Consider the following 25,158-nt stretch of genomic DNA (forward strand, 5'->3'; position numbering starts at 1 on the left):
CGACCTGCCTAGCGCGAGCGCGAGCGCTACAGCGGGCGGCGCTCCTGCTCCAGCCGCTGGCCCTCGACGTCCAGCGGGCCGAAGTCCGAGCCCGGCTGCGGCGTCTTGGCGAGCGAGCGGGCGGCGTTCGCGTCGCCCAGACCGGCCCACTCCAGCACCTTGGCGGTGGCCTCCGCCGACTGCGCGGCGGGCAGCTGCTCGATCTTCGAGCCGTGGTTGCCGCCGGGCACGGTGTAGACGTAGCTGTCCTCGCTGCCCCGGCCGAGGTGGAACGGCTTGGCACCCCACGGGTCGTTGCCGCCGTAGACGTACATGATCCGCTCACCCTCGCGCTTCACCCAGCGGTCGATGTCGGGCATCGCGTTCGGGTTGAAGACGGTCGGGATCTCCTTCGGCACGTAGCTGCGGACCGAGTAGAGCTCCTTGTAGTCGTAGTGCAGCACGTCCTTCAGGTGCGAGACGTCGAAGAACGGCGCACCCAGCTCGGTCGCGGCCTGGTAGTAGTACGCGGTGTACTTCGCCAGCGACTGGTCGCTGTTGCCGGTGATGCCGGACTGCGAGTCGAACCAGGCGTACAGCTCGTCGTCGGTCGCGGTCGCGGCGACCGGGACCTTGGCGCAGTCGGCCTCCAGGCTGTACTGCCAGAAGCCCCAGACCACGTCCAGCACGCCGGCCTCGTACGCGCGGTCCGGGGAGCCGAGGGTGTTGAAGGTGGAGCCGGACGCCTTGTTGTCGGCGACGTAGCGGGGCACCAGGCGGTCACGGCGCACCAGCAGCTCGCGCTGGGCGGCGTTCAGCCTCGCCCGGCACTCGGGGGTGCCGACGGTCCGGAAGAAATCGCTGTACGCCTGGTAGTCGTTGACGTTCGTGTTGTTCGGCGCGACGTAGGCGATCGTGCCGGCCACGTCGTCCGGGTAGAAGCGGCGGAAGTAGGTGGAGGACATGCCGCCCTTGCTGGCGCCGGTGGACAGCCACTCCTCCTGGTAGATCCGCTTGAGCGCGGTCACCAGCCGGTGCGAGTCCGCGGCGCCCTGGCGGATGCCGGCCTTCGACCAGTCCGCCGGCTCCGGGCGGGAGGGGGTGAAGAACCGGTACTCGATGGACACCTGGTTGCCGTCCACCAGCCGGGTCGGCTCGGTGCGGGACGGGTTGGTGCCCAGCGTGTAGCCGTTGGTGTAGAAGACGGTCGGGCGGTCGTAGCCGCGGTGCAGCAGGCTGAAGCGCTGCTGGAAGGTGCCCAGCCAGGGCCGGAAGTGGTCGATCGGCTGGGTGTACGTGGCGACGAAGTAGCGGTGACCGGTGGTGGTCGGCTTCTCCTCGGTGATCGTCACGCCGGGGATCGCCGCCAGGCGGTCCTTGATGTCGGCGGTCGGGTCGTCGGCGGGGCTCCGGCCGTGGCGGGACCCCTTGCCCTGGTCACCCTGCGCCCCCTGGGCACCCTGCGCGCCCTGGCCGTCGGCGGCGGACGCCGGGCTCGCCAGGCCGCCGAGCGCGAGCAGCGGTATCAGCAGGGCGGAAGCCAGCAGCCTTCTCACGGTGGTGGTCATCAACTCTCCATCTGTTCAGCTGACATGATCGCCGCCCGCCGGTACGGCCGCGCGGCGCGGGTGGAGCGGATGGTGCGGGTGGAGCGCGGTGGAACTGGTGGAACTGGTGGAACGGGGTGGAGCGGATGGTGCGGGTGGAGCGCGGTGGAACTGGTGGAGCGGTGGCCGACCGTCGGACGGCCGGGTGGAGCCGGGTGGAGCGGTGGCCGACCGATGGACGGCCGAATGGGCCACCCGCCGTTCGCGGATGGCCCATCGGGGGAAAAGTGCTGGTCAGCGCGGTTGCCCTGGTGGCTTACGGGCGGGGCAGGGTGCAGCCGGCGAGGGTGAGGTCGAAGCGGTTGCCGGCGGCGAAGCAGGCCGGGATCCCGTAGGTCTCCTGGGCGTAGCCGATGCCCGGACGGACCGTCACCGCGCCGTTCTGGTCCACCTCACAGGGGTTGTCCAGGGTGCAGGTCTCGCCGCTCTCGTTGATCGTGTTGTTGACGGCGACCACCTGGCCGGTCGAGGCGTCGACCACCGGCGAGCCGGAGGTGCCGCCGATCACGTTGCAGGTGGAGGTGTAGCGGACCGAGTCCTTGAAGGTCCAGTCGGCTTCCTTCAGCCGGTAGGCGAAGCCGTCCACCGAGCAGGAGTAGATCTTCTTCCAGTAGCCGGAGACGACCTTGATCGAGGTGCCCTGGACCGGGTGGGTGGCGGCGATCGTCAACGGGGCTATGCCGTACCGGGACTGGATCGAGGCGTAGGTGGTGTTCAGCTGGTAGATCGACACGTCGGTGTCGGTCATCGCGCCGTAGACGATCTTGTTCGCGCGCAGCGTGGCGACACCGCTGCCGCTCCCGTTGAGCAGGGTGAAGGTCCGGCTGGAGGACCGGTTGAGGACCACCTCGCCCGGACCGGGCATGCCGGTCTCCAGGCAGTGGCCGTTGGAGAGTATGAGGGCCGGGTCGTTCGCGGTCGAGCCGGGCATCCGCACCAGCGAACCGGAGCAGTTGCTGAGGGCGACCGTCCCGGCGAAGTTGACGGCGGTGACGGGCTTGGCGGCGGACTTGTCGGCGGAGGCCGCGGCCTGGGCCGGAGCGGCTCCGCCGAGGGCGGTGGCCCCGGCGACCAGGAGCGCGGCGACCGTGCCTATGAGCGGCTTGAGCGGCTTCTTCATGAGAGACCTCTCGATGTGGGGGGATCCACTGGTGGGGGTGCACCAAAGCTGTCGCGGACATGACCCACTGTCAAGAGTCAAAGCAACACCAAGAACCGCCCAAGCCGCAATGACCGGTTATCGTCGCCACCCGGCCAACTCCCGGACGGTCAACCCGCCTGCCAGTGCTCCCGACCGAGACTGATCAGGCGCAGTTGGAGGCGCGCGGTGGCGGCGATCCGCCGCTCCCGGGCCGGGTCCGTCTCCAGCGCCTCCAGGAAGGCGGCGGCCGTGGAGACCATGTGGTCGACGTACAGCTCGGCGAGCATCCGCAGGTCCTGCTCGCTCCACCCCCGCGACTGCGGCTGCAGCGCCAGGGCGGCTCCCACCTCGGCGGCGAAGCGGCCGAGTTCGGCGTCGATCGCCTCGCGCACCCGCCGCACCCCGCCGTGCCGCTCGCGCGCCAGGAAGCGGACGTGCGGCCGGTGTTCGCGGACGTGCCGCTCGATCACGTCCACCGCGCGGTCGATCAGCTCCTCGGCGTCGCCGGCCTCGGCGAGCACCGAACGGATCATGACGTGCAGGCTGGCCAGCGACTCCTCGACCAGCGCCACCCCGAGGGCGGCGAGGTCCGGGAAGTGCCGATAGAAGGCGGCCGGGGAGAGCCCCGCCTCGCGGGTGACCTCGCGGACGCCCAGGCTCGCCAGGTTCTGATCGGCCAACAGGTGCAGCCCGGCGTCCAGCAGGGCCCGCCGACTCTGCTGCTTCTGGGCCTGTCTGGCCCCAACGGTGTGACTCACGCCATTCAGTAAACATTCGTTTGCCGAACTTGGCCAGCCGAGCGTAGAGTGGGGCCGAAGTCAGTGAACACTTGTCAACCGAAATCGGCGCAGTCCCCGCCGCAGCCGAAGGAGTCAGCCGTGATCCTGCTCTCCGCCCTGGTCGCCATGGGCATCCTGATCGGCACCGCCGCCCACACCTCGCTCCCGGTCTTCCTCGCCGCTTCCGCCGGCATCACCGCCTGGTTGCTCGCCTTCGGCGCCCGTGAGGGCATCGCCCGCCTCCGGCACCGCTGACCCGGCCGCTCCGCGGACCGCACCCGCGGCCACTCTCCAGAGAGGACCCGCACCACCATGAGCACCGTCACCGACCGCATCGCCACCGGCCGCCAGAACATTGACCGCCCGGAGCGCCAGGCCCAGCAGACTGCCCGTCAGGCGGCCGGCCGTCAGGGCACCGCCGAGGCCGACGGCCTCGCTGTCGCCTCCTTCCTCCTCGGCCTGCCCGGCCTGCTGCTGTTCAACATCGTCCTCGGGCCGATCGCCATCACCCTGGCCACCCTGGCCCTGGTCCGCGGCACCAACCGGCGCGGCCGCGCCGTCCTCGGCCTGACCCTCGGCATCGCCTCGCTGGCGATCCTCGCCGTCACCACCACCACCTCCCACGGGGTGCTCATCGACATCAGCTCCTGAACCGGCTCGACCCCAACTCCCCTTCTGCTCCTGGCCCCTGATCCAGCCTCCTGTCCTCAGCCCGCCTTCCGCTCGGCTCCCGATCCACCGTCCCGGCCCTGACCCGCCGGTGAACCACCGGTGAATCGCCGGGCTGACCTCGGCTCCTGAACCGACGGTTCGAACGACTGATCCCGTCAACCCGCCCCACTCCCCCCGCCCGCCACGTAGGGTGGGCCCCATTGGCCAGGCGACCTCAGGGGGCAGGAGTGACTACGGAGAACCGCAGCGAGGCACAGCCGGAACGGACCACCCCGACGGGTGGACGGCTGCTCGCCGTGAGCGATCTGCACATCTCCTACCAGGAGAACCGCGACCTGGTGGAGAAGCTCCAGCCCTCCCACCCCGGGGACTGGCTGCTCGTCGCCGGTGACGTCGCCGAGATCACGACCAGCATCGAGTGGGCCCTCGGCCTGCTCGCCGAACGCTTCGCCCGCGTGGTGTGGGTGCCCGGCAACCACGAGCTGTGGACCCACCCCGAGGACCCGGTCCAGCTGCGCGGAGTGGCCCGCTACGAGCACCTGGTGGAACGCTGCCGCCGGCTCGGTGTGGTGACCCCCGAGGACCCGTACCCGGTCTGGGAGGGCCCCGGCGGACCCGTCCGCATCGCCCCGCTCTTCCTCCTCTACGACTACACCTTCCGCGCGCCGGGCACGACCACCAAGGAGGCCTCCCTGGCGGCCGCCTACGAGAGCGGCATCGTCTGCGCGGACGAGCGGATGCTCTACCCGGACCCGTTCCCGGACCGCGACTCCTGGTGCCGCGAGCGCATCCGGCTGACCGAGAAGCGACTGGCGGCCTGCGACCCGGACATCCCGCTCGTCCTGGTCAACCACTACCCGCTGGTCCGTCAGCCCACCGAGATCCTCTGGTACCCCGAGTTCGCCCAGTGGTGCGGGACCGAGCTGACCGCCGACTGGCACACCCGGTTCAACACCGCGGCGATGATCTACGGCCACCTCCACATCCCGCGCCGAACCACCTACGACGGCGTCCCGTTCACGGAGGTCTCGCTCGGCTACCCGCGCGAGTGGCGCAAGCGCGGACTGCCGGACCCGCTGCTGCGGGAGGTCTTCCCGCAGCAGGCGGGCTGAGCCTCCGGCCCGCCGTCACGCGGCCGGATTGCCGGCCCCCGGTGCCGCCGACGCCGTGGACCTCCACGGCGTCGGCGACCCGGTCGTCGGCCACCCGGGCGGCGGCGCCCCGTACGACGCCCGGGGCGGTCACTTGGCGCCACCTCCTCCGGGGTCGCCCCGCGGCGGTTCGCTGAGCACGGCCCGCTTGGCGCGGTACTCCTCGGCGTCGATGTCGCCCTCGGCGTAGCGGCGGCCCAGGACGGCCAGCGGATGCTCCGCGACGGCCCCGGCTCCCGATCCGGGCCCGAACCCGGCCCTGGCGCCGTACCCGCAGCCGTGCCGCCGCCAGACCGTGCGGCGCAGGACCGCGATCACCAGGACCACCACGGCGATCCAGACCAGGGGGATCAGCAGGATCCACGGGCCCGGGCCGTGCCAGTCGGCCAGCTGGGTGTACATGGTGGTTCAACTCCTCGGTGGTGGGCTTCCAGCACCTCGGGCGGTTCCCGAGACACCTGAAGCGTCCCGCCGAAGACCCTCATCGCGCGTCCTACCAGCAGCGGCAGTTGGGATACTCCCGGGAGAGTACGAACCACCCGCGACGCTCCGGCCCGGGAGCAGCCCTCAGCCCAGCCAGCCCGGCCGCACCAGCCCCGACTCGTAGGCCAGCACCACCAGTTGCGCCCGGTCCCGCACCCCGAGCTTCACCATCGCCCGGCTGACGTGCGTCTTCGCCGTCAGCGGGCTGACCACCAGCCGCCGGGCGATCTCCTCGTTGGACAGCCCCATCCCGACCAGCGCCAGCACCTCGCGCTCCCGCTCGGTCAGCATCGAGATGTCCGAGAGCCCCTGCGGCACGGCCTCGGGCCGCTTCGACCGGGCGGCGAACTCGCCGATCAGCCGCCGGGTGACCCCCGGCGAGAGCAGCGCGTCCCCCGCGACGGCGACCCGGACCGCCCGCAGCAGGTCGGCCGGCTCGGTGTCCTTGACCAGGAAGCCCGCCGCCCCGGAGCGCAGCGCCTCGAAGACGTACTCGTCCAGCTCGAAGGTGGTCAGCACGACCACCCGCACGGAGGACAGCGCCGGGTCCTCGGCGATCCTCCTGGTCGCCTCCAGCCCGTCCATCCGCGGCATCCGGATGTCCATCAGCACGACGTCCGGCACGAGTTCGCGGGCGAGCCGAACCGCCGCCTCGCCGTCGTCCGCCTCGCCGACCACCGTGAGGTCGTCCTGGAGGTCCAGCAGGGCCCGGAAGCCCGCCCTGACCAGCAGTTGGTCATCCGCCAGCAGTACCCGAATCAATCGCTCTCCGCCTTCGGTGTCGGCAGCTCCGCCCGGACCCGGAAGCCGCCGTCGGGCAGCGGCCCCGCCGTGATGGTGCCACCGAACGCCGCCGCGCGTTCCCGCATCCCGACCAGCCCGCTGCCCGACCCGCCCGCGTCACCGGGCACCGCGGGCCCCGGGTCCTCCACCCGGACCACCAGCACGGCCCGGTCCGTCCAGTCCAGCACCACGACCGCCTGCCGGGCCGCCGAGTGCCGGACCACGTTGGTGAGCGCCTCCTGGACGATCCGGAAGGCGGTGAGGTCGACGGCGGCGGACAGCGCGCGCCGCTCGCCGCGCTCCTGCACCTCCGCCTCCAGGCCCACCCGGTCCGCCTGCTCGGTGAGTTCGTCCAGCCGGTCCAGCCCCGGGGCCGGCCCGCGCGGCGGCGCGCCGGGCCCGCGCAGCGTCGCGAGCACCTGGCGGACCTCGCCGAGCGCCTCCTTGCTGGTCGACTTGATGGTGACCAGCGCCCCGCGCGCCTCCTCCGGCCGCCGGTCGAGCAGCGCGAGCGCGACCCCGGCCTGGATGTTGATCAGCGACAGGCTGTGCGCCAGGATGTCGTGCAACTCCCGGGCCATCTTGAGCCGTTCCTCGTTGGCCCGGCGCTCCTCCAGCTGCTGCCGGTAGGCCCGGTGGGCGGCGATCCGCTCGCGCCGGAACCGGACCAGCTCGCCGCCCGCCATCACCAGCAGCAGCCAGGCCAGCAGCCCGAGCTCCTGCGGCCAGACGCTGCCGGACGGCGGGGCGGCGCGCTGCCAGCTCGCCGGCAGCACGAAGGCGCCCAGCAGGTGCACCAGGTAGACCCCGGCCGCGCCCGTCCAGGCCGCCCGGCGGTGCCCGGAGCCGATCGCCGCGCAGCAGGCGATCAGCCAGCTCACGAAGACCGGCCCGTACGGGTACCCGGCGGCCAGGTACCCGGCGGTGACCACCGAGGTGCCGGCCGCCACCGCGACCGGCCGGCGGCCGCGCAGCACCAGCAGGGCAGGCCCGAGCAGCAGCAGGAGGTAGCCGAGGGCGTCCAGCGGGACCCGCCCGTGCTGGCCGTGCGCGGCGACGGTCGAGCCGACCACCTGGATCGCCGCGACCGCCACCGCCGGCCCCAGCGCGTGGCCCACTGCGGCCGCGCGCGCCCACGGCGGGCGCGGCGGCTCGGGCGGCTCCCCCGGCGGCTGCTCCGCCACGGGCGGCTCGGTCGGCGGGGAGGTGGGCGGCATCATGCCCACAAGCTAGACCCGCGCCGCGCCCGTACGCGTCCTCCAGCAGTGGCGTTCGGGCGTACTCCCCCTGGAGTACGCCCGAACCAGGCCCGCCGCGACCGGATCAGCCCTCGGCGGCAGCGGCGGCGGCCTTCGCCTCCGCCTCCTCGAAGGTCGCCGAGGCCTCCGGCCGCGCCAGCGTGACCACCAGCTCCCCGTCGCTCACCTCCGCGATCAGGGTGTCCCCCTCCCGCACCGAACCGTCCAGCAGCAGGTTGGAGATCCGGTTGTCCAGCTCCGACTGGATCGTCCGGCGCAGCGGCCGGGCCCCGAACTCCGGCTGGTAGCCCCGGTTGACCAGGTACTCCTTGGCCGCCTCGGTGACCTCCAGCCGGACGTCCTGGGCCCGTAGCCGCCGCCGGCTGCGCTCCAGCAGCAGGTCCACCACCGACAGCAGGTCCTTCCGGGTGAGCGCGTGGAAGACGATCACCTCGTCGATCCGGTTGAGGAACTCCGGCCGGAAGTGCTGCCGCAGATCCCGCATCAGGTCGTCTCGGATCTCGTCCACGTTGCCCGCGTGGTCGAGGATCCGCTGCGAGCCGATGTTGCTGGTCATGATCACCACGGTGTTGCGGAAGTCGACCGTACGCCCCTGGGAGTCGGTCAGCCGCCCGTCGTCCAGCACCTGGAGCAGCAGGTTGAAGACGTCCGGGTGGGCCTTCTCCACCTCGTCGAAGAGCAGCACGCTGTACGGCTTGCGGCGCACCGCCTCGGTCAGCTGCCCGGCCTCCTCATAGCCGACGTACCCGGGCGGGGAGCCGACCAGCCGGGAGACGGTGTGCTTCTCCTGGAACTCGCTCATGTCGAAGCGGATCATCCGGTCCGGGTCGCCGAACAGCAGTGCCGCCAGCGCCTTCGCCAGCTCGGTCTTGCCGACGCCGGTCGGCCCGAGGAAGAGGAAGGAGCCGGTCGGGCGCTCCGGGTCGCCCATCCCGGCCCGGCCGCGGCGCACCGCCTGGGAGACGGCGGTGACCGCCTCGTCCTGGCCGATCACCTTCTGGTGCAGGTGGTCCTCCAGCTTGAGCAGCCGCTCCTTCTCCGTCGCGTTCAGCTCCGCGACCGGGATGCCGGTCCGGGAGGAGAGCACCTGCGCGATGTCGTCGGCCGTCACGTCGACGACCTCCTCGCGGGACTCGGCGACCGTCGCCAGCTCGTCCTCGGTCTGCCGCAGCTCGGTCTTCAGGTTGGCGGCCCGGACGAACTCCTCGTCCGCGACGGCCTCGTCCAGCTCCCGCTTCAGCTTGGTGATCCGGTCCCGCACCCCGGTCGCCTCGGTGGAGCCGCTCAGGCTGCGCAGCCGGACCCGCGCACCGGCCTGGTCCAGCAGGTCGATCGCCTTGTCGGGCAGGAAGCGGTCGCTGACGTACCGGTCGGAGAGCGTCGCCGCGGCGTCCAGCGCCTCGTCGGTGAACCGCACCTGGTGGTGCGCCTCGTACGCGTCGCGCAGCCCCTGGAGGATCTCGATCGTCTCCTCGACGCTCGGCTCGGGCACCAGCACCGGCTGGAAGCGGCGCTCCAGCGCGGCGTCCTTCTCCACGTGCTTGCGGTACTCGTCCAGGGTGGTCGCGCCGACCACGCTCAACTCACCGCGCGCGAGCGCCGGTTTGAGGATGTTGCCGGCGTCCATCGACCCCTCGCCTCCACCGCCCGCGCCGACCACGGTGTGCAGCTCGTCCAGGAACAGGATCACGCTCTTCTCGGCCGCGGTGACCTCGTCGATCACGTTCTTCAGCCGCTCCTCGAACTCGCCCCGGTACTTGGAGCCGGCCACCAGCGCGGTCAGGTCGAGGGTGACCACCCGCTTCTCCCTGAGGCTCTGCGGCACGTCCCCGGAGACGATCCGCTGGGCCAGGCCCTCGACGATCGCGGTCTTGCCGACGCCCGGCTCACCGATCAGCACCGGGTTGTTCTTGGTCCGCCGGGAGAGGATCTCGACGGTCTGCTCGATCTCCTCGGCCCGGCCCACCACCGGGTCCAGCCGGCCCGAGCGCGCCTCCTCGGTGAGGTCGCGCCCGTACTCGTCCAGCGTCGGCGTCTCGCTCGGGTGGGCGCCCGTACTGCTGCGCTCGCCGCCGGTGCCGCGGCCCTCCAGCACCGACTTCAGCGCCTCCTGCGAGGGCGCCGCGTTGCGCAGCGCCACCCCGGCGCCCGAGCGCTCCTGGTCGAGCAGCGCGCCGAGGATGTGCTCCGGGCCGATGTACGAGGCCCCGGCCTCCTGCGAGCGGGCGTGCGCGGCGAGCAGCGCGCGCTTGGCCGAGGGGGTGAGCGCCGGCCGGCCGTCCACCGTGTCGGGGTTGCCGGACGGCAGGGCGTGCTCCAGGTCGCCGGAGAGCCGGTCCGGGTCGATGCCGGCCCGTTCCAGCATCCGGCGCGAGGGGTCCACCCGGGTGGCCGCCCAGGCCAGGTGCGCGGTGTCGAGGTCGCTGGAGCCGTCCTCGGCCGCCCGCTGCGCGGCCAGCGCGAGCAGCTCCTGCGAGGACTCGCTGAGCAGCCGCCCGATCGGCACCCGCTGCACGGCGGGCGGGGAGGCCATCGGGCTCATCCCGAAGAACCGGCTGAGCAGGTCGGAGAACGGATCGTTCGATCCGAACGGGGGCATGGTCACGGCAAGTCACCTCTCCCAAGCGGTTTGCAGCCACACAAACACAGGCCGGACGGGCCCGCCCGTCGAGCCGACCGGGGCCGTCACCCGGCGTGCCCGGGCCCCGCCGCCACGGTCCGCCCGTACGGCCGGGGGCGCGATCACCCGGTGACCTGGTCCAGCAGCACGCCACCGCTGTACGTCACCGCCATCGCCAGCAACCCGCCCACGACGTTGCGCAGGACCGCCCGGGCCGGACCGGCTCCCCCCAGCCGGGCGCTCGCCCAGCCCGACAGGGTCAGCGCGGCCACCACCGCCACCACCGTCACCACCAGCCGCCACGACTCCGGCGGCAGCAGCACCGCCAGCAGCGGCACCAGCGCGCCCAGGGTGAACGCCGCCGCGCTGGCCAGTGCCGCCTCCCAGGGGTTGGTCAACACGTCGGGGTCGATGCCGAGTTCGGTCTGCGCGTGGGCGGCCAGCGCGTCCCGCTCGGTCAGCGCCGTCGCCACCTCCCGGGCCAGGCCGTCCGCCAGCCCGCTGCCCCGGTAGTAGTCGGTCAGCTCGTCGAGCTCCCCCTCCGGGTCCTCCGCGAGCTCCCGCCGCTCCCGCGCCAACGCGGCCCGCTCGGTGTCCCGTTGGGTGCTGACCGAGACGTACTCGCCGGCCGCCATCGACATCGCCCCGGCCAGCAGCCCGGCCACCCCGGCCGCGAGCAGCGCCGTCCGGGAGCCCGCCGCACCCGCCACGCCGGTCAGGATGCCCGCCGTCGACACCACGCCGTCGTTGGCCCCCAGCACGGCCGCGCGCAGCCAGTTCAGGCGCGAGGACAGCTCCGCCCGCGACCCCCCGGCCTGCGCCCCGACCTGCTCAGCCATCCGCCCACCGCTCCCAGGGATCCGACCGGTCCCCCCGATCCTCGCCCGGCGCCCCCGGCCCCGCCACCCGCCGCCGAGCACGGCCCGCCGACCCGAGCCCCCTCAGCCCGAGCACCGCCCGCCGACCCGAGCCCCCTCAGCCCAGCACCCCCTCAGCCCAGCACCCCGTCAGCCCGACACCCCCCGCCCGTCCAGCACCGCCGCCAGCGCCCGCCGCAGGTCCTCCGGCCCCCGGTAGCGCACCCCGGTCATGCCCAGCGCCACCGCCGCGTCCACGTTCTCCTGGCGGTCGTCGACGAACAGGCACCGCTCGGGCGCCGCCCCGGCCCGCTCGGCGGCGATCTCGTAGATCCGCCGGTCCGGCTTGGCACTGCCCACCCGGGAGCTGTTCACCACCTCGTCCGCCAGGTCCGTCAGCCCCAGCAGCGCCAGGTCCTCGTCCAGCCACGCTGTCGCGTTGGTCACCAGCACCACCCGGCAGTGCTCCCGGGCCCGCCGCAGCAGCCCCACCACCGCCGCGTCCGCCCGGAACGGCGAGTCCGCGAACGCCTGTGCCAGGGCGCGCGCCTGTGCGTCCGTCACCCGGCCGGCCAGCCCCCGCGCGATCGAGTCCACCCACTGGGCCTTCCCGATCCGCCCGAGCAGCAGCGGGAGGTCGTTCTCCGGCGCGAACCCGACCTCCGCCGTGCTCCCCTCCGCCAGTCCCGCCGCCCGCTCCAGCGCGGCCACCCGGTTCCCGTCGAAGAACCGGATCACGCCGTCCACATCGCACAGCACCGCGTCGAACGCCACCTCAGCCACCTCAGCCATCCCACCTCCCTATCACCCGGGATCGCCGGCCCCCGGAGCGGGTGCGGCACGAGGACCGGGCGGCGGTCCTGGTCCGTTACCGGCCAGAAGGGGCAGAATCGGCCCGCCGGGCGGACCCGGGGGCCAAAACGGCACATTCCCGGCTGGCGTTCGAATAACAACCTCAGCGTTCGATTGCAATGTTCGAAATGTGACAAGCCGCCCTACCACCCTGGCCAGCAGCGATGCCGGATGTCACACACCGGAGTCGTCCGGCGACGGGCCGCAATCGAACGCCGATAAAAAACGAAGATTCACCCGTTGGAGTGACCCAGCTGGACATGCACCGTTCCGGAAAGGGAAAGTCTCGATGTCCTCAACAAGGGCCATTGGGGGGCTCCTATGGTGGAATCTCGCTCGAATCAGAAGACGATCGAGCAAAAAAGCGGAGTCGGATCGCTGCTCGGCGCTCAGAAGCCGAGTCGCTCCGCAACTCCCGGGGTCGGAAAACCGTGCGACGGCGGAATGCCGGCGGACACGTTCGACCCCGAGCTGTTCCGGGAGAATTCCGAGACGGTACTGAACCGGCTCGAAAGCCATCTGGCCGATTCCTCGATCAGAGGGCTCGAACTCATCGACCCCGAAACGCTGACCCTGGCCGCCAGGGCCCTGATGACCTCCGAGCGCGAGAAGATCGCGGCCTTCGACGAGAAGCGGCTGGACGCGATCACCGACCTGTACATCAGGACGGGGATCCAGGTCCACTCGCCGGGGTACATGGGCCGGCAGTTCTCGGGCGTGGTGCCGCTGGGCGGGGTCGTCGACTTCGTCAGCTCGGTGGTCAACCAGCCGTCCTCGTTCTACGAGGCCGGCCAGCTGCCCAGCGTGGCGGAGCGCATCATGGCCGAGGAGCTGAACCGTTTCATCGGGTGGGAACCGGACTCCTTCGCCATGGTGACCACCTCGGGCGGGTCGCTGGCCAATCTGACCGCGCTGCTGGCGGCCAGGAACAAGATGTTCCCCGGCTTCTGGTCGGACGGCAGTCCGTCGGGGGACGGCCTGCCCCGCCCGGCCATCGCGGTCGGCGCGGACGTGCACTACAGCGTCTCGCGGGCGGCCGGGATCCTGGGGATCGGCGAGTCGCAGATCGTCCGCCTGCCGATCAACGCGGAGCAGCAGATCTGCCTGGAGCAGGTGCGGCCCGCCCTGGCGGCGGCCGAGCAGCGGGGGCTGAAGGTGTTCGCCCTGGTCGCCTCGGCCGGCACCACCTCGGTCGGCGCCTTCGACCCGCTCGACGGACTCGCCGACATCGCCCGGGAAGCCGGCATCTGGCTGCACGTGGACGGCGCCCACGGCGCCAGCCTGCTGGTCTCCGACCGGCTCCGGCACAAGCTGCGGGGCATCGAGAAGGTCGACTCGGTGGCCTGGGACGCGCACAAGATGATGTTCGTCCCGGCGCCCTGCACGCTGCTGTTCTACCGGAACAAGGAGGACAGCCTCGGGGCCTTCCAGCAGCGCGCCAGCTACGTCTTCGACGAGGAGCCGGACCGCTACACCGAGCTCGACAGCGGAGCCCGGAACTTCGAGTGCACCAAGCGGCCCATGATCATGCCGCTGTGGACCCTCTGGTCCGTCTACGGCCCGGCCCTGTTCGCCGAGAAGATCGAGTACCTCTGCGACCTGACCGGGGAAATCCACCGGATTCTCCTGGACGAGCCGGATTTCGAGACGCTGCACTGCCCGGAGGCCAACATCCTGTGCTTCCGCTACCGACCGGCAGAACTTCCGGACGACGGCGTGCACCGCCTCCAGGTGGCGATCAGGAACCGGATCAAAATCCGGGGGAATTTCTTCATCTCCAAGGTGAACATCGACGGGGTCGCCGCCCTGCGCGTGGTGATGATGAACCACCAGATCACCGCCGAACACTTCCGGATGCTGCTCGGTGAGATCAGGCGGGTCGGTACCGACCTCCTGGCCGACGCCCGCTGAGGGCCGCCGAAGAACCGTGCCCGAACAATCCCTGCCGAACGAACGACGGCACATGAACACGTGAACAACAGAAGGACGGGGAATTGACGATGAGTGCAGTGAGTGTCGCGCCCGACCGGCCGGCGGCACCCGGCGGCATCGACGAACTGGCGAGCTGGCTGATCCCCGAGTGGGAGCTGAATCCGGAGTCGGTCGACGCGGTGGAGAAGCTCCCCTCGTTCGCGAGCAAGCTCCGCGAGTGCGAGCGGGTCTGCCAGGCGCCGTACAGCGAGGTGTCGCACGAGCTCCAGGACGCCCTGGTGCTGCGCCGCCTGCAGCAGATGGTCAACACGGTGCGGCTCAACCCGCTCTGGCGCAGCCGCCTGTCGGGCGCCGGCGTCGACGCCGCCCCGCAGACGTACGAGGACTGGCAGCGGATCCCGCTGTCGGACAAGGAGACCCAGCGCGAGTTCTTCATGGGTTCGCGCCCGGGCATGGTGGTGCCGCTGGCGCGCGGCGGCTTCGAGATCGTGGCCAGCGGCGGCACCAGCGGCGGGAAGCCCCTGGAGTCGGTGTACTCGCTGCGGGAGCTGCGGGACACCTACGAGGTGGCCGGCCGCTTCATGGGCACCTACCAGCTCGCCAAGTACCTGCCCGGCACCGACCCCAAGTGGCTGTACACCACGCTGGCGGACTACCAGATGTGGAGCAGCGGCACCATGGTGGGCGGGGTGCTGGCCCAGGTGCCGGGGGTCAACTACATCGGCGCGGGACCGGTCACCGCCCCGGTGCTGGAGCACATGTTCTCCTACCCCGGCCCGAAGGCGCTGATGGGGATCACCGCCGGCATCGCGATCCTCAGCGAGCTGGGCGCGGGCATGAGCCAGGAGGCCAAGGAGAGCTTCCGGGTGGCGCTGTACGGGAGCGGGGTGCTGCCGCAGCGCAAGCGGGCGGAGCTCAAGGCGATGTACCCGAACCTGTCGATCCTCAGCTACTTCGCCGCCACCCAGGCCGAGACCATCGGGCTGCAGCTGACGGAGGAGTCCCCCTGCCTGGCGGCCGTGCCCGGGCTGCACCTGGTGGAGATCGTCGACGAGAAGGGCCGCTGGGTCGCCGAGGGCGAGGAGGGCGAGCTGGTCGTCACCCGGCTGCACGGGCACGAGGCCCCGCTGCTGCGGCTGAAGCTGGGCGACCGGATGATCCGCCGCCCCCGGCTGGACGGGCCCGGGCTGAAGACCGGCCAGTTCGAGTTCGCCGGCCGCACCGGGGACATCCTGCACCTGAACGACAGCCAGTACTCGGCCCCGCGCGCGTACGAGGCGCTGCGGGACGACCTGCTCAAGGCCACCGCGATGGACCTGGACGTGGTGGCCCACGAGATCCAGTTCGTGAACCACCGCGAGGGCAAGACGATCACGCTGCTGGCCTCGGTCGACGACGTCGCCGGTCTGACGTACCGGATGGACGCCGCGCTCGGCCCGTACGGGGTCCAGCACGTCTTCGTCAACGCGCTGCCCCGCTCGCTCTCGCTGTTCAACCAGGGCGAGGCGAACCCCGCCTCGATCGAGAAGACCGGTTACCGGTTCCTGGTCAAGTTCGTGCCCCGGGCGTCCACGGAGATCGAGCGGACGTCGGTCGGCAAGGTGCCGCTGGTGCGCGACCGGGGCTGACCGGGACTGACCAAGCCGGCGGGGCGGTACGACCGCCGCTCCGGAACGTTGGTTCGAGGAATGGAGTGAGGATGAAACCGCAAGTGAACATCGCCGTCGTGGTGGACGTGATCGGCGCGCTCTCGGACAAGTCGCTGCTCAACGGCAACCTCTGCCTGATCGACGACGGGTCGTTCGACAGCAAGAACCAGGGGACGCCCGACCTGGTCACCGTGGTGGTCCCCGGCCAGGTGGTCCAGTGGTCCGCCCTGGCGGTGGACCTGCAGACGCCCGTCGAGATCCGGAGCATCAGCTTCGTGCCGGCGGACGGGACCGCGGGCGCGGCCGCGTACGGCGTCGACCCCGCCGCTCCGGCCGGCTCCGCGGTCGAGGGCGTGGACGCCGGTGCGGCGGACGGCGCGGACGGCGCTGCGCCCGCCGACCACCGGGTGGCGGCCGGCCAGCTGGACCTCAACGTCTGGTCCGGCGTGGTCCCGCCGTACCTGGTGCCCGGGGTGCCGTACCGGTACCGGCTGGAGCTCCAGATGTACGAGGGCGAGCACAGCGTGCTGCACATCGACTCGCCCGCACTGATGTGCCTGTAGGCGGAACACCGACAAGGAGGGTGGGCGCATGGCCCAACAACTGGCGATCATCGTGCTCGTGGACGTCGGCAACGCGCTGGAGTCCCGGACGCTGACCGGCAACACCTATCTGTTCGACAACATGAAGCTCCACGGCTCCCTGAACCAGGGCACCGGCGAGCTGGTCACCGCGATCAACGGCAGCTACTGGAGCGACGGCTCGCAGGCCGGCGAGCAGGTGCTCAACTGGCTGCCGTACAGCCTCGGTTCGATCCCCCCGACGGTGCCCCGCGGCTACCACACCACCCGGGCGCGGGCGGCCGAGAAGGAGGCGCTGGCGGAGCTCGCGAACCTGAGCGAGAAGGCCGGGGTCGCGAACGGCGACACCGAGGCCGCGCTCACCCGGATCCGGCAGACCGTCGGCACCCGGGTCAACGGCGCCTCGCGCACCGCGGCCCTCTCCGGGCAGCGGGTCCTGGACGTCACCGGCCGGGTGGTCTCCGACCACGGCCAGGACACCCACAGCTACCCGGCGCCGGTGATCACCGACATCTTCGGCGAGGCGGTGGACGAGAAGATCATCTACCCGGCCGAGTACGGCTCCCCGGACCTGGTCACCGACGGCTGGTACTGGTCGGCGACGATCGACACCTCCCGGCCCGGGACCTACAGCTACAAGATGCGGATCCAGCTCCACGAGCTGATCCAGCGGGCGGGCGAGTGGACCTGGGAGCCGGTCAACCTCACCTGCGAGTCGAAGCTGCGGATCACCGCGGAGCCCAAGCGGAACGGCTTCACCGGGGCGGGCGTGGGCTACCTGCCGATCGCCCCGGCCGCCTTCGGCTGAACCGCTGTCCCAGGAAGTCCCCGTAAGGACGAGGAGGAGTAGATGACCACCAAGCCACGGCTGAAGACCACGCCGAAGCGCCCGATCTCGATCACCGCGGTGGTGGACTGCGTGGGCATGCTGGCGTCCCAGAGCACCCACGGCCACCTGTACCTGTACGACACCAACAAGGCCGGCGGGTCCGCCGACTTCGGCACCGAGGAGCTGCGGACCAAGGTCAAGGCCGGCGACCAGCTGCTCTGGAACGTGCTGGCGCTCGAGTGCGAGGCCTACGTGGCCATCGACGGGATCGAGATCGACCACGAGGTGTGCGAGCCGGTCCGGAAGGTGTACCCGGGCACCGACGTCGCCTACTGGACCGGGACGGTGAAGAAGGACGCCGCGTCCCCCGTGCCGTACCGGATCCGGTTCCGGCTGGGCACCCAGGCCGAGCCGATCACCACCACCGTGTCGCCCGTCCTGGTCGGCCGGGCCACCTGACCGCTCCGCGCAACGGACGGCTCCGGGCGGGTGGACCGCCCGGAGCGGCGCGCTCGAAGGAGGAACCTTGACAACCACGGCAAGCAGCGCCACCGAGGGGAAGCAGAACCCCGGGCAGCTGAACTCGGTCCAGCTCAACGTCGTCACGCTCGTGAACATGGAGCGGGCCACGGCCAACCGCTCGCTGGGCGACGCGATGTACATGATGGACAACAGCGTCGGCGGGTCCGGCCAGGGCACCCGGCAGCTGGAGACGGTCTGCAAGCAGGGCCAGGTGATCAACTGGATCATCCGCCCGCTCGACATGGAGCGGCGGCTGGACGGCACCTGGCCGCCCATGCCCAAGATCAACAACATCGTGGTCCTCGACACCGAACTGGGTGACGAGGAGGACGTGGCCGAGCGGAAGCTCTTCACCGAGCTCAAGATCTACGGCATGCCCGACCGCATGCGCTCCCCGCTGACCCCGGTCTACTACTACTGGGCCGGCACCGTGCTCAGCACCGCCAAGCCCGGCCTGTACCGGTACCGGCTGGTCGTCGAGCTGGAGCAGGAGGGCACCAAGGAGAAGCTCTACCTCAACACGGTCGACCACCCCGCCCTGCGGGTCCTCGAGGTCTGACCCGGCCCCGGCGCCGACACCACGAGAGCCCGGTGCCCCCGACCATCCCGGTCGGGGGCACCGGGCTCCCTGCTGTGGGCGCGGACGGTTTCGAACCGCCGACATCTGCTTTGTAAGAGCAGCGCTCTACCACTGAGCTACGCGCCCCCTGCCGTGGCCCGACCGGGCGCACGACGAGAGCCTAGGGTACCTGGTCCCGGGAGGTGGTGGGGGACGGGCGCCCGGTGAGGGGCGGGGCCGTGCGGCGGGCGGGGTGGGAGGGGGTGCCGGGCCGGCGGGGGGATCGGGGAGAATGGGGGCCGGATCAGCGGGTCGGAGCAGGGAGCGCGCAGTGACGGTGGCCGGCGGGAGCGGGCGGGGGCGGCGTCGGGCGGGAGCGGCACTGGCCGACGCGTTGGTGGTGCCGGTGGCGCTGGCGGGTGCGCTGGCCGCGGTCGGGCTGGCCTCCGCCGGAACCGGCGGCTGGTGGGGCCGGCGCGGCGGCGGCGAGGGCGGACGGGCGCAGGCCCGGGAGGCCCGGGCGGCGGCCCAGGAGGCGTTCTACGAGCTGGAGGAGACCCAGCGCGAGGTGCAGCTCGCGGTGGAGACCGTCCGCGCGGCCGAGGAGGGCCCGGCGGCGCAGCGCGCGCTGGCCGACCTGGCGGCGATCTCCGGCCGGGTCGAGCAGGTCACCGTGAACTACCTCGCCGCGCTCGACGCCCACAACCTGGACAGCGAGACCCTGGACGCCGGCACGGCCGCGCAGGCCAGGCGCCGGCTGGAGGACGTGAAGAGCCAGCTCGGCTCGGCCCGCGCGGAGCTGAACGACTTCCTGCGCCGCCTGCAGCCGACCGTCGAGCACGCCGAGCAGCAGCTGATGCGGGTCACCCCGGCGGTCGAGCAGGCCAAGCGCGCGCTGCTCGCGGCCACCACCGCGCTGGACGGGGCGCGCGGCGCCGGCCTGCGGGCGGACGACCTGGCGGCCCGGCTCGCCGAACTGGCGCCCGAGCTCGGCCGGCTGAACGAGGGCCCGGCCCGGCACGGGGTCGCGGACACCCTGCGGCGCGCGGAGGACGTGAAGCAGCGCGCCGAGGCGATCGCCGCCGACGCCGGACAACTGCCGGAGCGGGCGCGGGAGATCGACCGGCGGGTGGCGAGCCTGCGGACCCGCATCCAGGCGCTGGAGACCAAGGCCGAGACGGTCGAGCCCGCCCTGAGCGAGCTGCGCCGCCGGTTCAGCACCGCCTGCTGGCAGGACCTCCAGCGGGTGCCGGACCAGGTCGCGGAGGCCGGGCGGGCCGCCGAGCGCAAGCTCGCCGAGGCCGCCCGGGCCCGGGACGAGCAGCGCTGGGCCGACGCCACCGCCGCGATCGGGACGGTCCGCGCGCTGCTGGAGACCGCCGACGGCTCGGTGCTCGCGGCGAACGACCGGCTGCGGCAGCTGAACGAGGTGCAGCACGACCCCAACCGGGAGATCGAGCGCGCCCGCTTCGCCATCCGGGACGCGCAGCGGCTGGCGATGGCCGGGCGCAGCGCGCCGGACCCGCGGCACGCCGCCCCGCTGGACGAGGCGGTGGCCCGGCTGGACCGCGCCGTGGCCACCCTGGAGGCGGCCGGCCGGCACCCCGACTACTGGCACTTCCTGACCGAGCTCGCGGCGGTGCGGGACACGGCGGCACGGGTGATCGAGCTGATCCGCGGGGACCTCGGCGGCCACCGGTAGCACCGGGAGCGCCAAGGCATCGGTAGCACCGAAGCACCCGGAAGCCCTGGAAGCACCGGAAGCGGGCTGCCGGCGGGGACCCCGCTCGGTACCCTGCCGGTATGCCTCGCTACGACTTCCGCTGCCGCTCCTGCGGCGCCACCTTCGAGCTCCGCCGCCCGATGGCCCAGGCCAACGACCCCGCCGTCTGCCCGCAGGGCCACCAGGACACCGTGAAGCTGCTGTCCACCGTCGCCGTCACGGGCGGCGCGGCCGCCGCCCCGCAGGCCCCCGCCGGGGGCGGGGGCGGTTGCTGCGGCGGCGGCTGCTGCGGCTGACCCACCCGGACCCGAACCCGGACCCGGGGGTCAGCCCCCGACCGGCAGGGCCGACGCCCCCGCCAGGAACCGCCGGACGATCTCCTCCCCCGCCGTCACCCCCACCTCCGTCAGGGCGGTGACGCCGGGGGCCGTCCAGCCGCTGTCCGCGAGTTCGCCGTGCCCCGGGCGCCAGCCCGCGTCCGCCGCGAGCAGCAGGTCGGCGTCGAGCAGCGAGTCCCCGGCTGCCAGCACGGTGTCCGCGCCGCGGCGCCGGACGACCTCGGCCAGCGCGGCGCTCTTGGTGAGCGGCGCGGGCACCGCGTACACCTTGCGGCCCTGCAGGGAGACCGTCCAGCCGCGCTCGGCGCACCAGCCGGTCAGCTCCGCCAGCCAGCCCTCCGGCAGCGCGGCGCGCTCGACCAGCAGGTAGGCGAACAGCTCGTCGGCGACCCGCCGCTTGTGCGTCCACTCCGGGTCGGCGCACAGGGCGAGCCGCCGGACGACCTCCTCCAGCGGGGCCGAGCCGGCGGCTATCCGCGCGGTGATCTCGGCCCGCCAGTCACCGTCCGGCACGCCGTCCACCAGCAGCTGCCCGCCGTTGGCGCAGATCGCGTACGCGGGGACCCAGTCCGGCGTCGGGCCCGGCAGGTTGACCCGCCCGTACTGCTCCGGCGTGCGGGTGGTGGCCGGCACGAAGCAGGCCTCCCGGGCGAGTTCGGCGAGCAGCCCGGCGGCCCGCTCGGTCATGAAGGACAGCGGCCGCCCCTGGTACACCTCGACGCAGAGCAGCCTCGGCGCCAGCCGGTCGGGCCCGGCCAGGGCCATGGCCCGCTCGGAGTAGATCAGCGTCCGGTCGAGGTCGCTGGCCACCAGGACACCCATCAGGATTCCCTCCCCGTCGTCTCGGTCACGGTGCCCCCGTCGGCCACCGCGCGCCCGTCTCCCCCGGTCGCCCCGCGGCTGTAGCGGGGGTGGATCAGGCCGACGCAGGTGTACGGCAGGCCGTCCACCTCCTCGACCTCGACGCCGCGCTGGGCGGCGAGCAGCCGGACGTGGTCGAGGTCCGCCCCGGCGCCGCGCCGGGCGAGGATCCGCCAGGGGACGCGGCGCAGCAGCACCCGGGTGGTCTCGCCGACACCGGGCTTGACCAGGTTGACGTTGTCGATGCCGTACTCGGCGCTGATCCGCTCGACGGCGGCCCAGCCGGCCAGGTCGGGCTCCCGGTGCGGGTCGGCGGCGAGCCGGTCGGCGCCCTCGACCGCCGCGGCGCGGACCTCGCCGAAGCGGGCGGCCACCGCGTCCAGGAAGAGCGCCGAGACGTCGTTCCCGGCCAGGTCGGCGTAGTGCTTGGCGCCGTGGAAGTCGTCCGGCCCGATCAGCCCGGCGCGCAGCACGGTGCGCGAAACCAGCCCGGAGACCGTGGAGTTGAGGCAGGCGGACGGGATCAGGAAGTCGTCCCTGGTGCCGTACGTCCGCACGCAGCGGCCCGGGTCGGCGAGCACCGCGAGGTCCGGGTCGAAGCCGGTGCCGGCCAGCGCGTCGGCCAGTTCGCGGGTGATCGCGCCCTTGCCCGTCCAGCCGTCCACGAACACCACGTCCTGCGCCCGGTGGTGGGCCGCCAGGTACCGCAGCGCGACCGGGTCGATGCCGCGGCCGCGCACGATCGAGACCGCGTAGTGCGGCACCGACAGGCCGTGGGCGAAGGCCAGCCAGCGGCGGACCAGGATGCCGACGGGCGTGCCGGCCCGGGCCAGCGAGGCCAGCACCAGCCCGGGGCCGCGCTCGCGCAGCAGCGTCTCGGCGACGGTGCCGACGGCGAGCGCGATCCGGCCGGCGGAGCCGCGCAGCGCCTGGTGGAACAGCTCCTGGTACTCGGGGCTGGGCTGGTACTCGACCGGCAGCGACTCGGCGTAGTGGGCGCCGCCGTTCTGGACGGCCTCCTCGCGCTCCTCGGTGGGGGCTTCGAGCGCGACCCCGGAGAGGTCCTTGAGCAGCCAGGCCACCTCCTCGGCCGGGTACGAGGAGAACGCCGGCCCGTACAGGGGCGCGGGCAACTCCGAAGACCCGGGCAGCTTCGAAGACCCGGGCGGAGACAGGGGTGCGGCGAGCGGAGCGGGCACGACGGGCACCGGCCGGTGCGAGGGCAGCACGGCGAGCACCACCCGGTCGGTCACCCGCCGCAGCTGGCCGAGCAGCGCGTGCTCGCCCTCGTGCAGCGCTGGGGTGTCGGCCACGTCGTCCACCACCAGCACCACGGCGTCGAAGCGCCGCGCCGGGTCGCTGCCGGGGGCGACGTTGTACGCGTAGCGCTCGGACGAGCCACCGTCCCGCGGGTCGTCGTGGGCGGGGAAGGCGAGCCGGGTGCGGATGGCGTAGCCGGGGTCGTCCACCGCCAGGACGGGCGAGCGGGTGGTGGTGGAGAACCGGACGCGGTCGCCGCCGAGCCGCTCGGCGAGGGCGTCGGCCAGGCGCAGCGGCGCGTACATCAGCTCCTCGAAGCCGAGCACCAGCACCCGCCGCGCACCGGCGGGCAGGGCCTCGGCGAGCTGCCCGGCCAGCCGGGGCAGTGCGGCGTCCAGCCGGGCGCGGTCGCGGGCGGTGAAGCCGTGCCGGCCGCCGTCCGGGAGCCCGGCGGGCCAGTCCAGTTCGACCCGGTCCAGCGGCGCGGGGCCGGCCGACGGCGGCTCCCCGGCCGGGGGCGCCGTGGTCGGCGCCGCCTCGGCGATCAGCCGCTCGGCCCGCGCCACGACGTCCTCCGGCAGCTCGACGCCGCCGCTCGCGGTGGCCACCAGGTCCAGCCGGACGCCGAGTTCGGCGGCGGCCTCATCGAGCCGGCGCCGGTCGGCCGCGGAGCGCAGGTCCACCAGGGCGACCACCACGTAGTGCCCGCGCGGGTGGCGGGCGTGCAGGTCGCGGATGGTGTTGAGCACCGTCCGTCCGGTCGAGAACTCGTCGTCCACCAGCACCAGCGGCCCGTCGCCGGCGAGGAGTCCGGGGTCGGCGGGGAGCAGCAGGTGCGAGGTGGCGTGCGAGTGCTCCTCCTCGAAGCCGCCGACCGGGTCCAGGCCGGGCACCGGCCGGCGGGTGGAGTGCAGGTAGGGGGCGTCCAGGCCGTCGGCGACGCTGTGGCCGAGGCCGGTGGCCGTCTCCGCGTAGCCGAGTACGACGGCCCGCCCGGCCGCCTCCGCGCCGAGCAGGTCGCGGACCCGGCGGCCGAGTTCGAGCCCGGCGCCGTGGACCACCGAGGGCCGCTGCGGCACATGCTTGCCGAGCACGGTGGAGACCAGCAGGTGGGCGCGCTTGGGGTTCCCCGAGCGCAGCGCCAGGCCGACGAGTTCGGGGAGGCGCTCGGAGCCGGTCAGGGCGATCCCGGCCCGGTCGGCGACCCAACGGCCGGTCCACGTCTGCGGTGTTGCTGTCACTGCTGGTCCTGCCTTCGGTGGTGCGATGGTGCGTTCGTCGGTGCGTTCGTAGCCGGCGTTCACGGGTGCGTTCGTCATGTCCGTCGGTGTGTCCGTCGTGTCCGTCCGGGCGCCGTCAGCCGCACAGGCAGGCCGACAGCAGTTCGGCGAAGCTCACGTCCTCCCGGGCCACCCCGAACACCTCCGCCCGCAGCAGCACCCGCTCCGCCCAGGCCCGGTGCGGCCGGGCCTCGTTCATCTTGTTGGTGTACGCCGAGCGCAGTACCCCGCCGCCGTCCTGCTCCTGCCGGAGGATGTCGCGGGCGTCGCAGTACTCCTCGTGCGTGACCACGGAGAGGGCGTGCACGGCCGGTACGTGGCTGGGGTGGATGCAGGTCTTGCCGAGCAGGCCGTTGGCCCGGTCGAGTTCGACCTCCCGGATCAGCCCGTCCAGGTCGTGTTCGATGATCCGCCGGCGGACCTCCTCGCCGGAGGCCCGGAGCACCCCGGCCGCGGCCGGGACGGAGGCCCCGGCGAACGGGGTCCGGCGCAGCTGCGGCTTGAACATCCGCTCCTGCACCGGGAAGTACTCCCAGACCGGGCCGGTGACGGTGTACCCGGTGCCGTCCGCCCGGCCGAGCACGTTGACCACGTCCCCGATCACCGAGGCGACCAGCGCCACGTCGTACGCGGTGAGGTCGGGCGAGCGCCGCAGGCCGTACGCGGAGCAGAGGTCGGTGACCCCGAGCCGGACGGCGAGCACCCGTTCGCGGTGGCCGGCGAGCAGCTCGGCGATGCCGAACAGCTGCTCCCGCCTGGTCTCCAGGTGGGCGAGTTCGGGCGACTCCAGGACGGGCATGGCGAACAGCCGCCGCCCGGTCGCGGCCTCGGCGGCGGCCAGCGCGGCCAGGTACCCGCCGCCGTTCGCCGGGGTGAACTTCGGCAGCACGAAGCCGCTGAGCAGTTCGACGGCCGGGCCGAGACGCTCGGCCAGGTCGAGGATCTGGGCGGCGCTGCGGACCCTGATGAAGAGCAGGGGGTGGCTCTGTGCACAGTCGGTGAAATCCTTGACCAGGTCATTCAACTGCTCGACCAGGTTCCGTTCGCCCGCGTCCACCTCGTGGTCGGCGATCGCGTCCTCCAGGCAGAGCACCATCGACACCACGCCCCGACCAGCGAGTTTGCGGATGTCGGCGGCCAGGGCGGGCCTGGTGGCCGGGCTGTAGAGGGTGCCACCGAGGGCGGTGGCGATCACCTCCGGCCCGCTCCGCGCGCTGAACGGGCGCGGCTGTTCCAGGAAGAGCCGGCCGCGTACGTCCTCGGCGAGGTGGCCGAAATGGCGCAAGGTGCTCTCCTCCAGGAAGTGGACCGGCCCCCGGCCCGTTGCCGACGACACCCTGGTCAACCGGCCGACCGGGCGCCAAGGTTCCCGGGCACGCCACCGCCGGACGCCCCTCCGCCGAACCCCCGGAGACCTTTCGACCGCCCATCGTACGGACGG

The 25,158-nt window shown here is 72.8% G+C and carries 23 protein-coding genes and 1 tRNA gene; 11 read left to right on the forward strand and 13 right to left on the reverse strand.

All coding sequences use genetic code 11. The features are described 5' to 3' along the window. Window positions 1–26 precede the first annotated feature (26 nt). The 3 genes from ACFY4B_RS01660 to ACFY4B_RS01670 all read right to left on the reverse strand — a co-directional run bounded on the left by ACFY4B_RS01660 (window position 27) and on the right by ACFY4B_RS01670 (window position 3,485). On the reverse strand, window positions 27–1,547 hold the full coding sequence (locus ACFY4B_RS01660) for a S28 family serine protease (protein ID WP_053112204.1): 1,521 nt from the start codon (window positions 1,545–1,547) through the stop codon (window positions 27–29). A gap of 295 nt (window positions 1,548–1,842) precedes the next feature. Further along, window positions 1,843–2,706 carry a serine protease gene (locus tag ACFY4B_RS01665; protein ID WP_074000795.1) on the reverse strand — a complete coding sequence of 288 codons (864 nt, stop codon included), beginning with the start codon at window positions 2,704–2,706 and terminating at the stop codon, window positions 1,843–1,845. A gap of 149 nt (window positions 2,707–2,855) precedes the next feature. Next, a complete protein-coding gene (locus ACFY4B_RS01670; RefSeq protein WP_049654505.1) occupies window positions 2,856–3,485 on the reverse strand; it encodes a TetR family transcriptional regulator in 630 nt (209 codons plus the stop codon). Window positions 3,486–3,605: 120 nt separating this feature from the next. Between ACFY4B_RS01670 and ACFY4B_RS01675 the strand changes: the two genes are divergently transcribed. The 3 genes from ACFY4B_RS01675 to ACFY4B_RS01685 all read left to right on the forward strand — a co-directional run bounded on the left by ACFY4B_RS01675 (window position 3,606) and on the right by ACFY4B_RS01685 (window position 5,290). Then, the gene (locus tag ACFY4B_RS01675; protein WP_158077657.1) at window positions 3,606–3,761 is read left to right on the forward strand and encodes a hypothetical protein; all 156 of its coding nucleotides are present in this window, start codon (window positions 3,606–3,608) and stop codon (window positions 3,759–3,761) included. A gap of 57 nt (window positions 3,762–3,818) precedes the next feature. Further along, a complete protein-coding gene (locus tag ACFY4B_RS01680; protein WP_387966208.1) occupies window positions 3,819–4,157 on the forward strand; it encodes a DUF4190 domain-containing protein in 339 nt (112 codons plus the stop codon). 248 nt (window positions 4,158–4,405) lie between these two features. Next, window positions 4,406–5,290, forward strand: coding sequence for a metallophosphoesterase family protein (locus tag ACFY4B_RS01685; protein WP_387966209.1), 885 nt, complete (start codon window positions 4,406–4,408; stop codon window positions 5,288–5,290). 129 nt (window positions 5,291–5,419) lie between these two features. Here the strand turns inward: ACFY4B_RS01685 and ACFY4B_RS01690 are convergent, their stop codons facing one another. From ACFY4B_RS01690 to ACFY4B_RS01715, 6 genes are all read right to left on the reverse strand, one after another. Beyond that, window positions 5,420–5,731: an SHOCT domain-containing protein gene (locus ACFY4B_RS01690; protein ID WP_117487545.1), complete on the reverse strand. Its 312-nt coding sequence runs from the start codon at window positions 5,729–5,731 to the stop codon at window positions 5,420–5,422. Window positions 5,732–5,896: 165 nt separating this feature from the next. Further along, a complete protein-coding gene (locus tag ACFY4B_RS01695; protein ID WP_380742244.1) occupies window positions 5,897–6,574 on the reverse strand; it encodes a response regulator in 678 nt (225 codons plus the stop codon). Beyond that, a complete protein-coding gene (locus tag ACFY4B_RS01700) occupies window positions 6,571–7,815 on the reverse strand; it encodes a sensor histidine kinase (protein ID WP_387966210.1) in 1,245 nt (414 codons plus the stop codon). Before ACFY4B_RS01700 ends, ACFY4B_RS01695 begins: the two co-directional genes overlap by 4 nt. A gap of 103 nt (window positions 7,816–7,918) precedes the next feature. After that, window positions 7,919–10,453, reverse strand: coding sequence for an ATP-dependent Clp protease ATP-binding subunit (locus tag ACFY4B_RS01705; protein WP_387966300.1), 2,535 nt, complete (start codon window positions 10,451–10,453; stop codon window positions 7,919–7,921). Between the two features lie 143 nt (window positions 10,454–10,596). Continuing rightward, on the reverse strand, window positions 10,597–11,313 hold the full coding sequence (locus ACFY4B_RS01710; RefSeq protein ID WP_380742248.1) for a VIT family protein: 717 nt from the start codon (window positions 11,311–11,313) through the stop codon (window positions 10,597–10,599). A 168-nt stretch (window positions 11,314–11,481) separates the two neighbouring features. Beyond that, window positions 11,482–12,123 carry an HAD family hydrolase gene (locus ACFY4B_RS01715; RefSeq protein ID WP_387966211.1) on the reverse strand — a complete coding sequence of 214 codons (642 nt, stop codon included), beginning with the start codon at window positions 12,121–12,123 and terminating at the stop codon, window positions 11,482–11,484. A gap of 504 nt (window positions 12,124–12,627) precedes the next feature. On the opposite strand from ACFY4B_RS01715, the gene ACFY4B_RS01720 reads away from it, so the two are divergent. The 6 genes from ACFY4B_RS01720 to ACFY4B_RS01745 all read left to right on the forward strand — a co-directional run bounded on the left by ACFY4B_RS01720 (window position 12,628) and on the right by ACFY4B_RS01745 (window position 18,255). Beyond that, window positions 12,628–14,094 carry a pyridoxal phosphate-dependent decarboxylase family protein gene (locus ACFY4B_RS01720; protein ID WP_387966212.1) on the forward strand — a complete coding sequence of 489 codons (1,467 nt, stop codon included), beginning with the start codon at window positions 12,628–12,630 and terminating at the stop codon, window positions 14,092–14,094. 89 nt (window positions 14,095–14,183) lie between these two features. Next, window positions 14,184–15,743 carry a hypothetical protein gene (locus ACFY4B_RS01725; RefSeq protein WP_387966213.1) on the forward strand — a complete coding sequence of 520 codons (1,560 nt, stop codon included), beginning with the start codon at window positions 14,184–14,186 and terminating at the stop codon, window positions 15,741–15,743. 71 nt (window positions 15,744–15,814) lie between these two features. Then, on the forward strand, window positions 15,815–16,327 hold the full coding sequence (locus tag ACFY4B_RS01730; protein WP_387966214.1) for a hypothetical protein: 513 nt from the start codon (window positions 15,815–15,817) through the stop codon (window positions 16,325–16,327). A 28-nt stretch (window positions 16,328–16,355) separates the two neighbouring features. After that, on the forward strand, window positions 16,356–17,153 hold the full coding sequence (locus tag ACFY4B_RS01735) for a hypothetical protein (protein ID WP_074000784.1): 798 nt from the start codon (window positions 16,356–16,358) through the stop codon (window positions 17,151–17,153). Between the two features lie 42 nt (window positions 17,154–17,195). Continuing rightward, window positions 17,196–17,633: a hypothetical protein gene (locus tag ACFY4B_RS01740; RefSeq protein ID WP_074000783.1), complete on the forward strand. Its 438-nt coding sequence runs from the start codon at window positions 17,196–17,198 to the stop codon at window positions 17,631–17,633. A gap of 67 nt (window positions 17,634–17,700) precedes the next feature. Beyond that, window positions 17,701–18,255 (forward strand): hypothetical protein, encoded by a 555-nt coding sequence (locus tag ACFY4B_RS01745; RefSeq protein ID WP_049654908.1) that lies wholly within the window; start codon window positions 17,701–17,703, stop codon window positions 18,253–18,255. 75 nt (window positions 18,256–18,330) lie between these two features. Here ACFY4B_RS01745 and ACFY4B_RS01750 read toward each other — a convergent pair. Further along, a tRNA-Val gene (locus ACFY4B_RS01750) sits at window positions 18,331–18,402 on the reverse strand. Window positions 18,403–18,547: 145 nt separating this feature from the next. Between ACFY4B_RS01750 and ACFY4B_RS01755 the strand changes: the two genes are divergently transcribed. After that, window positions 18,548–19,957 (forward strand): hypothetical protein, encoded by a 1,410-nt coding sequence (locus ACFY4B_RS01755; RefSeq protein WP_387966215.1) that lies wholly within the window; start codon window positions 18,548–18,550, stop codon window positions 19,955–19,957. 101 nt (window positions 19,958–20,058) lie between these two features. Continuing rightward, complete coding sequence (locus ACFY4B_RS01760; protein WP_049659427.1) at window positions 20,059–20,274, forward strand: zinc ribbon domain-containing protein; 216 nt, start codon at window positions 20,059–20,061, stop codon at window positions 20,272–20,274. Between the two features lie 30 nt (window positions 20,275–20,304). Here ACFY4B_RS01760 and ACFY4B_RS01765 read toward each other — a convergent pair whose 3' ends face one another. From ACFY4B_RS01765 to ACFY4B_RS01775, 3 genes are read right to left on the reverse strand one after another with little or no spacing between them, the layout of a single operon-like run. Beyond that, window positions 20,305–21,138: an HAD family hydrolase gene (locus ACFY4B_RS01765; RefSeq protein ID WP_387966216.1), complete on the reverse strand. Its 834-nt coding sequence runs from the start codon at window positions 21,136–21,138 to the stop codon at window positions 20,305–20,307. Then, on the reverse strand, window positions 21,138–23,756 hold the full coding sequence (locus ACFY4B_RS01770; RefSeq protein WP_387966217.1) for a phosphoribosyltransferase: 2,619 nt from the start codon (window positions 23,754–23,756) through the stop codon (window positions 21,138–21,140). The genes ACFY4B_RS01765 and ACFY4B_RS01770 overlap by 1 nt, the downstream gene beginning before the upstream one ends. A gap of 37 nt (window positions 23,757–23,793) precedes the next feature. Continuing rightward, a complete protein-coding gene (locus ACFY4B_RS01775; RefSeq protein WP_375874110.1) occupies window positions 23,794–25,002 on the reverse strand; it encodes an HpcH/HpaI aldolase/citrate lyase family protein in 1,209 nt (402 codons plus the stop codon). Window positions 25,003–25,158: the final 156 nt, after the last annotated feature.

The sequence above is a fragment of the Kitasatospora sp. NPDC001261 genome (assembly GCF_042896795.1).
Lineage (GTDB): Bacteria > Actinomycetota > Actinomycetes > Streptomycetales > Streptomycetaceae > Kitasatospora.

What these genes read in the sequence shown, in the direction of transcription:
- ACFY4B_RS01660 (WP_053112204.1), bottom strand. Translation starts at nt 1,547, where the DNA reads ATGACCACCACCGTGAGAAGGCTGCTGGCTTCCGCCCTGCTGATACCG.
- ACFY4B_RS01665 (WP_074000795.1), bottom strand. Translation starts at nt 2,706, where the DNA reads ATGAAGAAGCCGCTCAAGCCGCTCATAGGCACGGTCGCCGCGCTCCTG.
- ACFY4B_RS01680 (WP_387966208.1), top strand. Translation starts at nt 3,819, where the DNA reads ATGAGCACCGTCACCGACCGCATCGCCACCGGCCGCCAGAACATTGAC.
- ACFY4B_RS01690 (WP_117487545.1), bottom strand. Translation starts at nt 5,731, where the DNA reads ATGTACACCCAGCTGGCCGACTGGCACGGCCCGGGCCCGTGGATCCTG.
- ACFY4B_RS01700 (WP_387966210.1), bottom strand. Translation starts at nt 7,815, where the DNA reads ATGATGCCGCCCACCTCCCCGCCGACCGAGCCGCCCGTGGCGGAGCAG.
- ACFY4B_RS01705 (WP_387966300.1), bottom strand. Translation starts at nt 10,453, where the DNA reads ATGCCCCCGTTCGGATCGAACGATCCGTTCTCCGACCTGCTCAGCCGG.
- ACFY4B_RS01710 (WP_380742248.1), bottom strand. Translation starts at nt 11,313, where the DNA reads ATGGCTGAGCAGGTCGGGGCGCAGGCCGGGGGGTCGCGGGCGGAGCTG.
- ACFY4B_RS01715 (WP_387966211.1), bottom strand. Translation starts at nt 12,123, where the DNA reads ATGGCTGAGGTGGCTGAGGTGGCGTTCGACGCGGTGCTGTGCGATGTG.
- ACFY4B_RS01720 (WP_387966212.1), top strand. Translation starts at nt 12,628, where the DNA reads ATGCCGGCGGACACGTTCGACCCCGAGCTGTTCCGGGAGAATTCCGAG.
- ACFY4B_RS01725 (WP_387966213.1), top strand. Translation starts at nt 14,184, where the DNA reads ATGAGTGCAGTGAGTGTCGCGCCCGACCGGCCGGCGGCACCCGGCGGC.
- ACFY4B_RS01730 (WP_387966214.1), top strand. Translation starts at nt 15,815, where the DNA reads ATGAAACCGCAAGTGAACATCGCCGTCGTGGTGGACGTGATCGGCGCG.
- ACFY4B_RS01735 (WP_074000784.1), top strand. Translation starts at nt 16,356, where the DNA reads ATGGCCCAACAACTGGCGATCATCGTGCTCGTGGACGTCGGCAACGCG.
- ACFY4B_RS01740 (WP_074000783.1), top strand. Translation starts at nt 17,196, where the DNA reads ATGACCACCAAGCCACGGCTGAAGACCACGCCGAAGCGCCCGATCTCG.
- ACFY4B_RS01755 (WP_387966215.1), top strand. Translation starts at nt 18,548, where the DNA reads ATGGGGGCCGGATCAGCGGGTCGGAGCAGGGAGCGCGCAGTGACGGTG.
- ACFY4B_RS01760 (WP_049659427.1), top strand. Translation starts at nt 20,059, where the DNA reads ATGCCTCGCTACGACTTCCGCTGCCGCTCCTGCGGCGCCACCTTCGAG.
- ACFY4B_RS01765 (WP_387966216.1), bottom strand. Translation starts at nt 21,138, where the DNA reads ATGGGTGTCCTGGTGGCCAGCGACCTCGACCGGACGCTGATCTACTCC.
- ACFY4B_RS01770 (WP_387966217.1), bottom strand. Translation starts at nt 23,756, where the DNA reads ATGACGAACGCACCCGTGAACGCCGGCTACGAACGCACCGACGAACGC.